Genomic DNA, 14,895 nt, shown 5'->3' with positions numbered 1-14,895 from the left:
TAAGCAACAGGCGTGCCATCAACCCACCCACAGCGCTGGCCCCCTGATCAGATTGGCGGGGTTTGGGGCAGAGCTCCCAAGGGGAAGCACGCAACCGGAACCGACGCACGCAACCGGGGAACGCTACGAAACCGGAACTCCGACGACGCAAGGCGACCACCTACGGACACGAAACCGCCAGCCGCCAACGCGACAGGGAGACGGCAACGGCAACCGAAGCGCGCGGCCGAAGGCCGCCACCCTCAAGCAGTCCGAAGCACCAAAGCCCGAGCCTCGTAGTACTTACGCACCAACGCATCAGCCACAAGCGGATGCGCCCCAACAGGTGCAGACACAACATCCGCACCACACTCAACCAACGACCCGTGAAACACCCCAGGCGCCAAGAGCCAAGAAGCAACAGCCACCCGCCGCCCGCGTGCCTTAACCTCAGCAACAACATCAGCAATCCGAGGCGCAGCGGTAGCCACATATCCCACCGCAGAAGCCCCCAACATCTCAGCAGCCCGCCGAGCAGTAGCCAACGACCGAGCATCCGAAGACCCAGCAGCAGCCAACACCAACGCATCCCCACGCCGAAACCCAGCCTCCACCAACCGCTCCCGAACAACAGGAACAGCATCCAACCCAAGCGGCGAAGTCACCACGACCCCAGACCGCACCCCGATCTGCGCAGGAATATCAACCCGAACGTGATACCCAGCAGCCAGAAACACCGGCACCACAACACAGGGCCCATCCACAACGGCCCGAACATCAGGCTGCAAAACATCCGCAAACGCAACCAGAACAGGCACATTCACCTGCACCCGCACGAGATCCGCGATCTCCTCGCACACAGCGACCCCACGCGGATCCCGAGTCCCGTGAAACGCCAGCACCAGCTTCATGTCAACACCAGCTTCATGCGGGCTCCATCGCAAGCCGATACCCGCGCTTCACCACGGTGCACACCATGGCAGGCGCCCCAAGAGCAGTCCGCAACCGCCCAATAGCAGTCTCAACAGCATGCTCCTCACCCCCAGAAGGCAAGGCAGCCAACAAATCCTGCCGAGAAACAACCCGCCCCCGAGCAGCCACCAACGTCCGCAACACAGCCATGGGCGCAGGAGCGACGGGCCGCAACTCCCCGTCCACCACCACAGCCTGAGCCCGCATCTCCAGATCAAAGGACGCGATCCGCAGCCGAGTAGCCCGAGCCGGCAACTCCACCGCGAGTTCCCGCACCATCGACCCGATCCGCGACCGAGCAGGCTGCACAACCGGAATCCCGGCGGCGACCAACGGCCCAGCGGTGATCGCCCCAACGCCGACGACCAGCACATCCCGCCGCAACGCAGAAACCAGTGACGAGTACCGAGGCCCAGCCGTCCGCAACACGGACGAAGCAGCCGGCGCACTAGTAAACGTCAACGCATCCACCTGCCCGGCCAACACAGCATCGATCAGGGAGTCGAGCGGCCGACCGTCAGCAGGCGGCTCCCACCGGTACACGGGGATCTCGACGACGTCGGCTCCGGCAGCACGCAACGTGTTGACGAAGTCCGGCAACGGCTCCCCGTGCAGCTGCACCGCGACCCGCTTGCCGGTCACGCCCATCCGCAACAGGTACTGCAACAGCTCGGCGTTCGACTCGGACGACGGCGACCAGGCCTCGACCAGCCCGGCCGCTCGGACCGCGCCCTTGGCCTTGGGCCCGCGCGGTAGCACGACGGCACCTTCGAGCGCCCGCGACAACCGGCTGGCCAGCCCCCATCCCTCGGCGGCTTCGAACCACCCGCGGAACCCGATGGCCGTGGTGGCGACGACGACGTCGACCGGGGACGCCACCAGCTCCAACGTCGCCTGGTGCAACGAAGCATCGTCAGGCAACGGCACGATTCGCAACGCAGGTCCGTGCAGCACGGAAGCACCCTTGCGTTCCAGCATCGCGATGAGCTCGTCGGCGCGACGGGCTGCCGTCACGCCGATCGTGAAGCCTGCCAGCGGTTCGTTCATGTCAGCTCCACGATGCCGTCACGCACGCGCACCGGGTGCACCGCGACGGACACCGCGGGCTCGTCCAGGCACTTGCCGGTCGCCAGCTCGAACGCCTGCTTGTAGACCGGCGACACCACGACGGGAACGCCGCCGCGGTCGCCCACGATGCCGCGTGACAGCACGGCGGCCCCGCTGAACGGGTCGACGTTGTCCAACGCGTGCAACGACCCGTCGGCGGTCAGGAACACCGCCACCTGCGAGCCGTCGGGCAGCAGCGCCGCGACGCCCTGGTCCGGGCGCAACACCTCAAAGGCACAGACGACGGTCACCTGACGACCTCCGGAATCCCGAGCTGGACAGGAACGCGCTGGCCCCGCTCAGCGCGGAACGAGATCGTGGGATCCGGCGTGCCCGGCGCGTTCACGAACGACGTGAACCGCGACAGCTTCTCCGGGTCCTCGAGCACACCACGCCACTCGTCGGCGTAGTCCGAGACGTGCGACTCCATCGCGGCTTCCAGCTCGGCGCAGATGCCGAGCTTGTCCTCCACCACGACCTCGCGCAGGTGGTCGAGCCCGCCGTCGAGCCCCTCCAGCCACGCCGAGGTGCGCTGCAGCCGGTCGGCCGTGCGGATGTAGAACATCAGGAACCGGTCGATGATCCGGATCAGCTCAGCAGTGTCCACATCGGACACGAGCAGATCCGCGTGGCGCGGGGTGAAGCCGCCGTTGCCGCCCACGTAGAGGTTCCAGCCGTTCTCGGTCGCGATCACACCGAAGTCCTTGCCGCGCGCCTCGGCACACTCACGCGCGCAACCCGACACGGCCGACTTGAGCTTGTGCGGCGACCGCAACCCGCGATACCGCAGCTCCAGTTCGATCGCGAGACCAACGGAATCCTGGACGCCGTAACGGCACCAGGTCGTGCCGACGCAGGACTTCACCGTGCGCAACGCCTTGCCGTACGCGTGACCGGACTCGAAACCCGCGTCGACCAGCCGGCGCCAGATCTCCGGCAGCTGGTCGACGGTCGCACCGAACAGGTCGATGCGCTGGCCGCCGGTGATCTTGGTGTACAACCCGTAGTCGCGCGCGACCTCGCCGATGACGATCAGCTTCTCCGGCGTGATCTCGCCGCCGGGGATGCGCGGAACGACCGAGTACGTGCCGTTGCGCTGCAGGTTGGCCAGGAACCTGTCGTTGGTGTCCTGCAACGAGGCCTGCTCCGAGCCCAGGATGTGCCCGTTGCCCAGGGACGCCAGAATCGAGGCGACAGCGGGCTTGCAGATGTCGCAACCCCGTCCGGTGCCGTGCTTCTCGATCAACGCGCTGAACGTCGACACACGAGTCGCACGGACGATCTCGAACAGCTCGGCACGCGAGTACGTGAAGTGCTCGCACAACGCCTTGGACTGCTCGACACCGCACTCGGTCAGCAGCTTCTTCAGCATCGGCACGCACGAACCGCAGCCGGTACCGGCCTTGGTGCACGCCTTCAGCTCGGCGATGTCACAGGCGACACCGGAGTGGATCGCGCCGGTCACGGTCTGCTTGGTCACCGCGTGACACGAGCAAACCTGAGCATCCGCAGGCATTTCGACGTCAACGGCCCCGCCCGGCTGCAACAGACCAGCCGGAACCTCGCGCCCCACCAACGGTCGCAGCGACGCGTACGCCGAAGCGTCACCGACGAGCACGCCGCCGAGCAGAGTGCGAGCGTCATCCGACACCACGAGTTTGCTGTAGGTGCCGGCAACCGCGTTGTTGACGACGACTTCCAGCGCACCCTCAGTAGCAGCGTGCGCGTCACCGAACGACGCCACGTCCACACCGAGCAGCTTCAACTTGGTCGACACGTCCGCACCGGGGAAAACCTTCGAGCCACCGGAAATCTGGTCCGCGACGACCTCGGCCATCGCATAACCAGGCGCGACCAGACCGTAGGCGACGCCTTCGACAGAAGCGCACTCACCGATCGCGAACACCCGTGGATCAGCCGTCCGGCAGGCAGCGTCGACCAGGTAGCCACCGCGCGGCCCGAGCTCCAGCCCCAGATCCAGATCGGTCCGCGGCCGGATACCCGCGCTGAACACCACGACGTCGAGGTCGAGCTCGACACCGTTGGCCAGTCGAGCGATCAACCGCGAACCGTCGCGTTCGATCGAGGAAGCGGAAGTCCCGGTGTGCACGGTCAGGTCGAGCTTCTCGACCAGCCGCTTCAGCAGCCCGGCACCGCCCTCGTCGACCTGGATCGGCATCAACCGCGGCGCCAGCTCCACGACGTGCGGCGAGACTCCCATGCCGCGCAACGCGTTCGCCGCCTCCAGCCCGAGCAGACCACCGCCGAGCACCATGCCGGAGTGCCGGCCGGGACGCGAGGCGGCCTGCACGGTCGCCCGGATGTCGTCCAGGTCGTCGATCGTCCGGTACACGTGGCAACCGGGCAGGTCCCGACCGGGAACCGGCGGCACGAACGGCACCGAGCCGGTCGCCAGCACCAGCGCGTCGTACTGCACCTCGACACCGGAAGCCCCGACCACCACACGACGTTCCCGGTCGACGGAAACAGCCTTCTCACCGAGCCGGAGCTCACAGCCGGTCAACGGCGTGAGCTCCAGATCGGCCGAACTCCATGTGTCCACATAGGACGACAACGCGACTCGATCGTAGGCAGGGCGCGACTCCTCGCCGAACACCACGATCCGCCAGGACGAGTCGCGGAGGATCTCGACGAGCCGGTGGCCGACCATGCCGTTGCCGATCACAACCAGCGTTTGAGTCATCGGGCGCTCCTCCTTCCGCCCGGCTATGCTCACCGGGCGGTGTGTCATCCCAAGTTCCGCAACATTTCGCGGGTGTTAAAGGAAACTCTCTCCGCAGCTCAGCGAGGTGTGCGTCACACGCCCGCGTAGGCGAGCGACGGCCGTGCCGCGAACACGGTGCGCCGCAGGTAGAACCACCACGTCGTGACGAGGCACAGCCCGTAGAAGACGAGAATCGCGGTCAGCGCGGGCGTCAGCGTCTTCGAACCTTCAAGCGAGAACTTGAAGACCAGGTTCACCAGCACACCGCCGGCCGCGCCGATCGCTCCTGCGATGCCGACCACGGCAGCCGCCTGGCGCTTCGCCGACTTGTCGTCGTCCGACTGCGTGCGGAAGATCGCCGGAATCATCCGGTACGTCGAGCCGTTGCCGACACCGGCCAGGATGAACAGCAGGATGAACGAGCCGAAGAACAGCCCGAAGCTCTTCGTGTCCACGCTCAGGATCACGCCGATCGTGCCGATCGCGAGGCCCACGAACGTCCCGGCCGTCACCTTCGCGCCACCGATCCGGTCCGCCAGCCAGCCACCGAGCGGCCGGGCGATGGACCCGATCAGCGCACCGAGGAACGCGAGCGCGACCCAGCCCTTGTAGTCCACGAAGCTGATCTTGATCAGCGACGGGAACGCGAACGAGTAGCCGATGAACGACCCGAACGTGCCGATGTACAGGAACGACATCACCCACGTGTGCTGGTTCGACAGCGCCAGCTTGTAGGACTGCCCGTCCGGCTTGGCCTGGGTGAGGCTGTCCATGAAGAACCACGCGCACGCCGTGGCGATCACGATGAACGGCATCCAGATCAGCGCCGCGTAGGCCAGGTGGATCCCGGTGCCGATGGTGATCACGATCGGCACGACGAGCTGCGTGATCGCGACGCCGAGGTTGCCACCGGCCGCGTTCAGGCCGAGCGCCAGACCCTTCTTGCCCTCGGGGTAGAAGAACGAGATGTTCGCCATCGACGACGAGAAGTTGCCGCCGCCCAGCCCCATCGCGGCCGAGGTAACCAGGAAGAACCAGTACGGCGTGCCCGGCGTCGACACCGCGTAGGTGAGCATCGCGCACGGGATCAGCAGCAACCCGGCGCTGATGGTCGTCCACAACCGCCCGCCGAAGCGAGGCACCGCGAACGTGTACGGCACCCGCAGCGCGGCACCGACCAGGTTCGGCACGATCAGCAGCCAGAACTGCTGACCCACGCTGAACTTGAAGCCGACGGAGCCGAGGCTCACGACGACGATGCTCATCAGCACCCAGACGCTGAAGCCGAGGTTCTCCGCGAGAATCGAGAACGCGAGGTTCTTGCGGGCGATCCGCTTGCCCTTGCTCTCCCAGAACTCCGGCTTCTCCGGCTCCCAGTGGTCGATCCAGCTCATGAGTTCCTCCGCGGGGTCGGCGATTGCCGGAAAAGGTAGAAACCGCGCATTACCAAGGGGTTCTGGCCGATGACGGTGGAGGCAACTCCACCGCACATCACGCCGAGGCGGGCTGTGAGGCTCCGAGCCAGTCGAGCAGCCCGCACACAGCGTCCTTGCAGCCACCACAGCCCGTGGTCGCCCGTGTCGCTTCCGCCAGCTGCGGCACGGTTTCCGCTCCAGCACGCCACGCGGACACGATCTGTCCCTTGGAAACGGTGTTGCACCGGCAGATCACCGCGCTGGACGGCAGATCCGCGGGCGACGCGGCCTCCGCAGGTAGAGCACGTCCCAGCAACAACGCCAATCGGTCGGTGGGAGCGGGGATTCCGCGGTCGTAGAGCTGGGTGATCGTGGCAGCGGCATCAGGAGCACCGAGCACGATCGCGCCGGCCACCCGGTCGTCGCGCAGCACGAGCTTCGCGTACCTGCCGCGCGAAGGTTCCTGAAAGCACAGGACTTCCGAGTCCGGGCAGTCCACGTCGGTGTGCACGTCGCCCAACGCGGCCAAGTCCACGTCACGTGCCTTCAAGCGCGTGACCACTGAAGTACCGGCATAGCGAGCCGCCGGGTTCGCGCCGGTCAGCCGGTCGGCGAGCACCGCTGCCTGGTCCCACGCGGGCTGGACGAGACCGGAGACCGTGCCGGGGTGCTGCGCGCAGTCGCCGATCGCGTGGATGCGCGGGTCGCTGGTGCGCAGGTGGTCGTCGACGACGATGCCGCGGTCGACCTCCAGCCCCGCCTTCAGCGCCAACGACGTTTCGGCGCGCACACCCGCGGAAACGACCACGAGCTCGGCCGGCACGTGGGTGCCGTCGTCGAGGACCAGGCCGTCACCGGGGAGGTACTTCGAGGCCAGGGAGTTGAGCCGGAACTCGATGCCGAGCTTGCCCAGCGTGCGGGCCAGCACGCCGCCCGCGCCGGGGTCGAGCTGCCGTTCCATGAGATGGCCGACCGGGTGGACCACCGTGACGAGGCAACCACGTCCGGCCAGGCCACGAGCGGCTTCGATGCCCAGCAACCCGCCGCCCAGCACGACGACGGGCGCACCCTTGTGGGCCTTGGCCTCGATCTCGGCGCAGTCGTCGAGCGTCCGGAAGGCGACGACACCGGGTGCGAGCTTGCCGTCTTCCAGCAGTCCTTCGGCAGGCGGGACCCAGGGGATGCTGCCGGTGGCGAGAACCAAGGCGTCGTATGGAATTCCGTCGACGGTGCGGGAGGCACGGTCGATCGCGTCGACCTCCCAGCCCAGCCGCAGGTCGATCCCCTGCTCCGCCGCCCACTTCTCGTCGTGCAACCGCGTCGACTGCGGCGTCATCGCGCCCGCCACCACGGTCGACAGCAGCACGCGGTTGTAGGCCGTGTGCTGTTCCGCGCCGAGCACCGTGATGGAGATGTCCTGGTCCCGGCGGCGCAGTTCGTCCGCCAACCGAGCGCCCGCCATGCCGTACCCGACGATCACGACTCGCCTCATGTCGCCCGCTCCAATCGCACCGCGCAGACCTTGAACTCGGGCATCCGGCTCGTGGGATCGAGCGCGGGGTTGGTGAGCAGGTTCGCCCGCCCCTCACCGGGGAAGTGGAACGGCAGGAACACCGCGTCGGCGCGCATGCTCGGCACGCACCGGACGACCGCCGTCACCGTTCCCCGCCTGGACACGACGTGCGCGGGCTCGCCGGAAGCAAGCCCCGCACGGGAAGCCGTGTCCGGGTGCATCTCCACGTACATCTCGGGAACGGCCTTCATCAGCTCGCCGATCCGCCGCGTCTGCGCACCCGACTGGTAGTGCTGCAGGACCCGCCCTGTGGTGGCCTGCAACGGGAACTCCTCGTCCGGCGGCTCGGCCGGACCGACGTGGTCGACCGGGATGAACCGCGCGAGGCCGTCGGCGTGCGCGAACCGGTCGAGGAAAAGCCTTGGCGTGCCTGGATGTTCGACGGACGGCACCGGCCAGTGCAGCTGCTCGGAGTCCAACCGCTCGTAGGTGATGCCGGAGTAGTCGGACAGACCACCCTTCGACGCGCGCCGCAGCTCGTCGAACACCACCCGTGGTTCGGTCGGGAACCCGGCGACACCAAGACGAGTGGCCAGTCCGTTGATCAGCTCCAGGTCGCTGCGCACCCCGGCCGGCGGGTCGAGTGCCTTGCGGCGCCTGATGATCCGGCCTTCGAGGTTGGTCATCGTGCCGTCTTCCTCGGCCCACTGCGTCACCGGGAAGACAACATCCGCCATTGCCGCGGTCTCGGACATCACGAAATCCGCCACCACCAACAGGTCCAGCGCGCGGAGACGATCAGCGACCCCGGACGCGCGCGGCGCCGACACCACCGGGTTGCTGCCAAACACCAGCATCGCCTTGAGGTCGTCGGCGTTCAGCAGCTCGTACGCACTGCGCCCGACGCCGGGCAGCCAGTCGACGCCCCACACCTCCATGATGTGCTTGCGCGCCACGGGATCGTCGAGCTTGCGGTAACCGGGCAGCTGGTCGGCCTTCTGCCCGTGCTCACGCCCGCCCTGACCGTTGCCCTGCCCCGTCAGACACCCGTACCCGGATCCGGCACGCCCCGGCAGACCCAGCGCCAGCGCCAGGTTGATCCACGCGGACACGGTGTCGGTGCCGGACGCGTGCTGCTCGGTCCCTCGCCCGGTCAGCACGTAGGACCGTCCGGCCAGCATGTGCACGGCAGCACGTTGATCAGCGGCGGAAACCCCGGTGACGCGTTCGGTGTGCTCCGGCCACCACTGAGCCGCGATCCGCCACGCGTCGTCGAAACCCGAGGTGCGAGAGGTGATGTACTCCTTGTCGATCGCACCCTCGATCACCGCGGTGTGCAGCAACCCCAGCGCCAGCGCCAAGTCCGTACCCGGCGCGGGCTGCAGGTGCAACGTCGCGCGCTCGGCCGTCGGCGTCCGGCGCGGGTCGATGACGATCAGCCGCGCGCCCTCCAGGTGCCGCAGGAACGGCGGCATCGTCTCGGCGGGGTTCGAGCCGGCCAGCAGCACCGTGTCGGCGGAACGCAGATCCGAAAGCGGAAACGGCATGCCGCGGTCGAGCCCGAACGCCTTGTTGCCCGCCGCGGCGGCAGAGGACATGCAGAACCGGCCGTTGTAGTCGATCTGCGAGGTCTTCAGGGCGACCCGCGCGAACTTGCCGAGCAGGTACGCCTTCTCGTTGGTCAGCCCGCCGCCACCGAACACGGCGACCTCGTCGGGCTCGTAGGACTGGATCCGGGACGCGACGAAGTCGAGTGCCTCGTCCCACGAAGCGGGTGAGCCGTGGATCAGCGGCGTGGTGAGGCGGCCTGGATGGCGCAGCAGCTCCCCCGCCGTCCAGCCCTTCTGGCACAGCCCACCGGGACCAGGAGTCACCTGGCCGTCGATGACGCTCATGGAGCACTGCAGCGCGCAGTAGGGGCAATGGGTCACGCCAAGGACGCTAAGAAGCGCCTGTTAACCCGATGCTCCGCAATGTTTCGTACGTGGAAAGTTGTCAGCTCACAGCAGCGCAGTGACCTGGTGAGCAGCTCGTTCCAAGCCCGCAAAGGACTGTGGAGTTGACAACGGGTGCAACGCGTGCACAGCAAGCCGGAACAGCGTCGCGCGCACCAGCACCTGCGGCCATTCCGGCAGGTGGCTCCACCGCTTGAACAGGCCGGGGTCCGAACCACCCCACGCGACGGCGTCCACCGCGATCACCGCGGCGGCCCACTCCGCGGGGCGCCAGTACGCGGTGAAGTCGATGACGGCGGGCGGGGCGTTGCCGGCGAACAGCACGTTGCCGAAGAGATCCCCGTGCACGACCTGCGACCTGAGGTTGAGCGGCTTCTGGACTTCCTTGAGCAGCTCGAACAGCCGGCCGCCGAGGTCCGCCTCGAGCGGCACGTCCTCCTCGCCCCACGCCTTGCGGTCGGCGACGGCGAACACATCGGTCCGCACGTCCAGAAACCGGGGTTTGGGCAGGTCAGCCGTAGCCTGGTGCAAGCGCTGCGCGACGGCGATGACCTCGTCGTGACGGGCCTCGGCGCGTCCGGCGAGGAACTTGGTGGCCGACCAGCCACCGACGACATAACGGCCGTCGGTCGAGCGCAAAGGCCTGCCGATGCGCAGGTTCGCCACGTCCAGGCCGTCGAGGGTCTTGGCGATCCAGGTGGCCTCGGCGGGCTTCGGCGCGGGTCTGATCGTCGCGTCGCCGCAGCGCCAGGCGGGTCCGCCGTCGATGAGCTCCGGCTCGGCGTCACGTGCCCCGAACGCCGCACGCACGTGCGCTGGGGGCGGTTCGGGGGAACGGGTCACGGCTGGGCACGCTACCTGGATAGACCGTCCGGGTGGTGGACCACGGCACGCCGTGATTCATCCCACCACCCGAACAGCCCAATCAGTACGTCGGCAGCGAGGGGTCGACTTCGCGAGCCCAGGCCAGCACACCGCCGCCGACGTGCACGGCGTCCTTGAAGCCCGCCTTGTGCAGCGCCGCCAGCGCCTCCGCCGAACGAGCACCCGACTTGCAGTGCAGCACGAGCGGCTTGTCCTGCGGCAGCTCGGAGAACGCCTCACCGGACAGGATCTTGTCCTTGGGGATCAGCACCGAGCCGGGGATCCGGACGATCTCGAACTCGTGCGGCTCGCGCACGTCCACCAGCAGGAAGTCCTCGCCGGACTCCTGCTTGTGCTTGAGCTCGAGCGGCGTGATCGTGTTGCCCGCCGCCGCCTGCTGCGCGTCCGTGGACACGACACCGCAGAACGCCTCGTAGTCGATCAGCTCGGTGATCTTCGGCGACTCCGGGTCCTTGCGGATCTTGATGGTCCGGTACGACATCTCCAGCGCGTCGTAGACCATCAGACGGCCCAGCAGCGGGTCGCCGATGCCCGTGAGCAGCTTGATCGCCTCGGTGACCATGATCGACCCGATGGACGCGCACAGCACGCCCAGCACGCCGCCCTCGGCGCACGACGGAACCATGCCGGGAGGCGGCGGCTCCGGGTAGAGGTCGCGGTAGTTCAGGCCCTGGCCGTCCGGCGCGTCCTCCCAGAAGACGCTGACCTGGCCCTCGAACCGGAAGATCGAACCCCAGACGTACGGCTTGCCCAGCAGCACCGCGGCGTCGTTCACCAGGTACCGCGTGGCGAAGTTGTCGGTGCCGTCGAGGATCAGGTCGTAGTCGCGGAAGATGTCCAGCGCGTTCTCGGAGTTGAGGTGCGTCTGGTGCAGCACGACCTTGACGAACGGGTTGATCTCGGCGACGGAGTCACGAGCGGACTCGGCCTTCGGACGGCCGACGTCGGACTGCCCGTGAATCACCTGACGCTGCAGGTTGGACTCGTCCACGACGTCGAAGTCGACGACACCCAGCGTGCCGACCCCGGCCGCGGCCAGGTACAGCAGTGCCGGGCTGCCCAGGCCACCCGCGCCGACGACGAGCACCTTCGCGTTCTTCAGCCGCTTCTGCCCGTCCACCCCGACGTCCGGGATGATCAGGTGCCGGCTGTAGCGCGCTACTTCTTCCTTGGTCAGCTCCGCGGCTGGCTCAACGAGCGGCGGAAGCGCCATTTGCTCCTCCTCGACGGACTGCATGCCTCTGTATCCGAGACAACGTCAACCTTGCCTCGACTCTTCCTCGTTGGAAAGCCGTCTCAGCCAGCGGGAAACGGGTTCGCCGTGCAGACCTTGCCGTCGGCGGGCACCACGTCCAGGCCGGCGTTGAGCTGCGAGACGAAGTTGTTCGCGACGCCGAACGTCTGCTGCATCATCACGGGCGCCGGCGCGCCGTTCTCCTGGCAGGCCGCGTGGCCGTTGCCCAGGGCGTGGCCGACCTCGTGGTTGATCACGTAGGTGCGGTATCCGGACAGGTCGCGGCCGTAGACCATGGCCCCGCGCACCCAGCGCGCGACGTTGATGATCACGCGGTTGCTCGGGTCGTCCCAGCAGGACGTCTCGAACGGGATCTCCTTGCCGCAGATCGTGTGCGTCGTCTTCGTCGTCGCCAGGGTGACCGTGAAGTCCGGGTTCTGGTTCGCCTCGACGCGCTGCAACGCGACCGTCTTCGTGCCGATCCAGCTGCGCGGGTCCGACAGGAACCCCTCGACCGTCCGCCCGAACGCCGCCGCGTCGTCGTTGTAGTCGGCGGGCTTCACGCCGTCCTCGATCGCGATCGCGTACTTGCGGAACTTCTGCGCGTTCGCCTCGCCGACCCGAGGCCCGCTGCCGGGCACGGCCTTGAACGTGCCGACCCCGTCCTCGGAGAACGCGGGCCCGGCGGGCAGCTCAGCCGTGGGAACGTCGAGCTTGGGCTTGTCCGCTTTGACCTCGGTCGCCGGTGCCTCGGGTGTGGTCGTGACCACATCGGTCGACCCACCCGCGGTATTGCCGGCCGCAGGCGCCTTCGGCTGCACCGTGTCCAGCACGACCAGCGCCGTCAGCACCACGAGCACCGGAATCGCGTAGATCCGCCACCCGTAGTTGGCGACGAGCTTCTTCACCCCACCGCGCCTGCGCGGCCGCCGGTACTGACCCGTGCCGTCCGGCTCCCACGCGGCCGCGAGCGGTTCAGCGCTGGTCCGCCGCTCGCCGCGTCGGTAGCGGTCGGAGGGCGGAGCAGGACGTCCTCGCTCGGGGGCGCGATTCACGTTGCCCAGGGTCCCACATCCCCCGTATGGCCGTCGTTCATCACCATGTGTGTCGGTCGACCGCCTCCCACATCCCCAGCACGGCCCTCGCCACGGTGGCGGGCCGCTCCATCTGGGCGACGTGACCAGTCTTGGGAAGCACCAGCAGTCGTCCCTTGGGCAGCAACCGAGCCGTCTTGGGCCCCTTCCGCACGCTCACCAGACGGTCGTTCTCACCCCACAACACCAGCGTCGGCACGTTGACCAGCGGCAAGATCCGCCACAACGACTTGGGCCCAGGCGTCAGCCAGCTCTGCATCAACCCGAACGTGCTCTTGTTGAGCGCCTGCCCGGCCCACTTCTGCCGCGCGCGCTCCTCGTTCTCCTTGATCGACTCCTCGATCCGGTGATCCGGCACCACGCTCGGATCCGCGAAGCACAGCTCCAGCATCTGCTTCGTCCGATCGTGCGCGGTCAGCTTGGCCAGCTCTCTCCGCACCTTCGACCCGACGATCGGCAGCACCGCCAACGCCATCCGCGGGTCCGACATCCGATCCAGCCGCGGCCGCAGATCAGGCACCGCCGGCGACACCAGCGTGAGCGACTTCACCAGATCAGGCCTGGTAGCCGTGGCAATCAGCGAGATAGCCCCACCCATCGAGTTCCCGAACAGGTGCACCGGCTTCTGCAGCGTCTCGATGTACTTGATCACCGTCCGCGCATGCGTGGCCAAGCTGAAGTCGTACCCCGGAACCGGCTGCGACCTCCCGAACCCGGGCAGGTCCACCGAGTACCCGCTGACATGTTCTTTGAGCTGCGCAGCAAGGTCCGTCCAGTTCGTAGCGGACCCTCCCAGCCCATGCACGTACACAGCGGGCGGCCCGTCCCCAGGCGTCACCCTCACGTGCACCTCATGGTCATCCACCTGGTGAAACTCGCCAGGCCACGGTGTCTGCGAGGTGTCCAGAGGCGGCAGCGCGACCGTGGACAAAGGGGCGGGGATCAGTGCACTCACCAGACCAGGATGCGGGAAAGAACGCCCAGATGGTTCCCAGATCCGAGCTACTAGCGAGTAAGGTTGCGCTCACGCCTCGGTCAGGCAACCCCTCTCCGACGGCAGAATCACTCGTGCTGGAGGCACCATGACGGAGACGGCGCAGAGCGCACCCGCAGGCAGGGGCGTTCGACTGCCGCGCACCGCCCGCCGCGCGCAACTGCTGGCAGCGGCGCAGGACGTGTTCGTCGCCAACGGCTACCACGCCGCAGCGATGGACGAGATCGCCGAGCGCGCGGGCGTGTCCAAGCCAGTCCTCTACCAGCACTTCCCCGGCAAACTAGAGCTCTACATGGCGCTGCTCGAGTCCCATGTGGACGAGCTGGTGGGCCGAGTCCGCACGGCGATCGCCTCGTCCTCGGACAACAAGCTCCGAGTCCGCGCAGCCGTGGCCGCCTTCTACGACTTCGTGGACGGCGAAGGCCAAGCCTTCCGCATGGTCTTCGAATCAGACCTGCGCTCCGAGCCCGCAGTCCAAGAAGCAGTAGAGCGCGCCACCACCGACTCGGTAGACGCCATCACCGAAACCATCACGGCCGACGCGGGCCTGGACCAGGAACGCGCCCGCCTGCTGGCCGTGGGCCTGGTGGGCCTCTCCCAGGTAACGGCCCGCTCCTGGCTGGCCGACAACCGCCGAGTGCCCAAGGAAGACGCAGTAGCGCTGATCAGCAACCTCGCCTGGCGAGGCATCGGCGGCGGCTTCCCGCTCCAGCACTGACAAGCCACCCCAGAAGACCCCGCCGGTGACGCACCAGCGGGGTCTTCGGCATTTTGGCGACAGAGCGAGGGCAAGGACTGAGGCGAGCAAGGCGATGGCGAAGCCGAGCTGCCTGGGCGACGCCGAAGGCGAGCTGCAGTGGCGATGGCGAAGCCGAGCTGCCTGAAACGTGCGCTCCGGCGGGCCCCGTCACGAGTCGTGGCTGAACGTCTGCCGCGCCGAGGAGGGGAGGTCAAGTCGACACGCTTTTCGTCGACTTGACCTCCCCTCCTCGGTGTGGCTCGCTCCGACACGACTCGTGACG

General features: G+C 67.7%; 12 protein-coding genes. 1 reads left to right on the top strand and 11 read right to left on the bottom strand.

From position 1 onward, the window contains the following. Positions 1 to 242: 242 nt before the first annotated feature. The 11 genes from AB0M24_RS47705 to AB0M24_RS47655 all read right to left on the bottom strand — a co-directional run bounded on the left by AB0M24_RS47705 (position 243) and on the right by AB0M24_RS47655 (position 13,834). Positions 243 to 890, bottom strand: a complete 648-nt coding sequence (locus AB0M24_RS47705) for a CbiX/SirB N-terminal domain-containing protein (protein WP_363781857.1) — start codon at positions 888 to 890, stop codon at positions 243 to 245. 13 nt (positions 891 to 903) lie between these two features. Beyond that, positions 904 to 1,998: a uroporphyrinogen-III synthase gene (locus tag AB0M24_RS47700; RefSeq protein WP_363781855.1), complete on the bottom strand. Its 1,095-nt coding sequence runs from the start codon at positions 1,996 to 1,998 to the stop codon at positions 904 to 906. Then, positions 1,995 to 2,309 carry a nitrite reductase small subunit NirD gene (nirD, locus tag AB0M24_RS47695; RefSeq protein WP_363781853.1) on the bottom strand — a complete coding sequence of 105 codons (315 nt, stop codon included), beginning with the start codon at positions 2,307 to 2,309 and terminating at the stop codon, positions 1,995 to 1,997. The genes AB0M24_RS47700 and nirD overlap by 4 nt, the downstream gene beginning before the upstream one ends. Next, a complete protein-coding gene (gene nirB / locus AB0M24_RS47690) occupies positions 2,306 to 4,762 on the bottom strand; it encodes a nitrite reductase large subunit NirB (protein ID WP_363781851.1) in 2,457 nt (818 codons plus the stop codon). The genes nirD and nirB overlap by 4 nt, the downstream gene beginning before the upstream one ends. 113 nt (positions 4,763 to 4,875) lie before the next feature. Continuing rightward, the gene (locus tag AB0M24_RS47685; protein WP_363781849.1) at positions 4,876 to 6,177 is read right to left on the bottom strand and encodes a nitrate/nitrite transporter; all 1,302 of its coding nucleotides are present in this window, start codon (positions 6,175 to 6,177) and stop codon (positions 4,876 to 4,878) included. A 97-nt stretch (positions 6,178 to 6,274) separates the two neighbouring features. Continuing rightward, positions 6,275 to 7,690, bottom strand: a complete 1,416-nt coding sequence (locus AB0M24_RS47680; protein WP_363781847.1) for an FAD-dependent oxidoreductase — start codon at positions 7,688 to 7,690, stop codon at positions 6,275 to 6,277. Beyond that, positions 7,687 to 9,606 (bottom strand): molybdopterin-dependent oxidoreductase, encoded by a 1,920-nt coding sequence (locus AB0M24_RS47675; RefSeq protein ID WP_363781859.1) that lies wholly within the window; start codon positions 9,604 to 9,606, stop codon positions 7,687 to 7,689. Before AB0M24_RS47675 ends, AB0M24_RS47680 begins: the two co-directional genes overlap by 4 nt. A 105-nt stretch (positions 9,607 to 9,711) precedes the next feature. Continuing rightward, on the bottom strand, positions 9,712 to 10,509 hold the full coding sequence (locus AB0M24_RS47670) for a TIGR02569 family protein (protein WP_363781845.1): 798 nt from the start codon (positions 10,507 to 10,509) through the stop codon (positions 9,712 to 9,714). A gap of 82 nt (positions 10,510 to 10,591) precedes the next feature. Then, positions 10,592 to 11,764, bottom strand: coding sequence for an adenylyltransferase/sulfurtransferase MoeZ (gene moeZ, locus AB0M24_RS47665; RefSeq protein WP_363781843.1), 1,173 nt, complete (start codon positions 11,762 to 11,764; stop codon positions 10,592 to 10,594). An 83-nt stretch (positions 11,765 to 11,847) separates the two neighbouring features. After that, positions 11,848 to 12,840, bottom strand: coding sequence for a DUF3152 domain-containing protein (locus AB0M24_RS47660; RefSeq protein WP_363781841.1), 993 nt, complete (start codon positions 12,838 to 12,840; stop codon positions 11,848 to 11,850). Between the two features lie 40 nt (positions 12,841 to 12,880). Then, positions 12,881 to 13,834, bottom strand: a complete 954-nt coding sequence (locus AB0M24_RS47655; protein WP_363781839.1) for an alpha/beta fold hydrolase — start codon at positions 13,832 to 13,834, stop codon at positions 12,881 to 12,883. A gap of 127 nt (positions 13,835 to 13,961) precedes the next feature. On the opposite strand from AB0M24_RS47655, the gene AB0M24_RS47650 reads away from it, so the two are divergent. Then, on the top strand, positions 13,962 to 14,591 hold the full coding sequence (locus AB0M24_RS47650; protein WP_363781837.1) for a TetR/AcrR family transcriptional regulator: 630 nt from the start codon (positions 13,962 to 13,964) through the stop codon (positions 14,589 to 14,591). Positions 14,592 to 14,895: the final 304 nt, after the last annotated feature.

The organism is Lentzea sp. NPDC051838 (assembly GCF_040681245.1).
Lineage (GTDB): Bacteria > Actinomycetota > Actinomycetes > Mycobacteriales > Pseudonocardiaceae > Lentzea.
The sequence above is the reverse complement of the archived record's forward strand: the minus strand, read 5'-3'. Positions and strand labels throughout refer to the sequence as shown.

Coding starts and splice junctions, on each gene's coding strand:
- AB0M24_RS47705 (WP_363781857.1), bottom strand. CDS start 890: ATGAAGCTGGTGCTGGCGTTTCACGGGACTCGGGATCCGCGTGGGGTC.
- nirB (WP_363781851.1), bottom strand. CDS start 4,762: ATGACTCAAACGCTGGTTGTGATCGGCAACGGCATGGTCGGCCACCGG.
- AB0M24_RS47675 (WP_363781859.1), bottom strand. CDS start 9,606: ATGAGCGTCATCGACGGCCAGGTGACTCCTGGTCCCGGTGGGCTGTGC.
- AB0M24_RS47680 (WP_363781847.1), bottom strand. CDS start 7,690: ATGAGGCGAGTCGTGATCGTCGGGTACGGCATGGCGGGCGCTCGGTTG.
- AB0M24_RS47700 (WP_363781855.1), bottom strand. CDS start 1,998: ATGAACGAACCGCTGGCAGGCTTCACGATCGGCGTGACGGCAGCCCGT.
- AB0M24_RS47685 (WP_363781849.1), bottom strand. CDS start 6,177: ATGAGCTGGATCGACCACTGGGAGCCGGAGAAGCCGGAGTTCTGGGAG.
- AB0M24_RS47650 (WP_363781837.1), top strand. CDS start 13,962: ATGACGGAGACGGCGCAGAGCGCACCCGCAGGCAGGGGCGTTCGACTG.
- moeZ (WP_363781843.1), bottom strand. CDS start 11,764: ATGGCGCTTCCGCCGCTCGTTGAGCCAGCCGCGGAGCTGACCAAGGAA.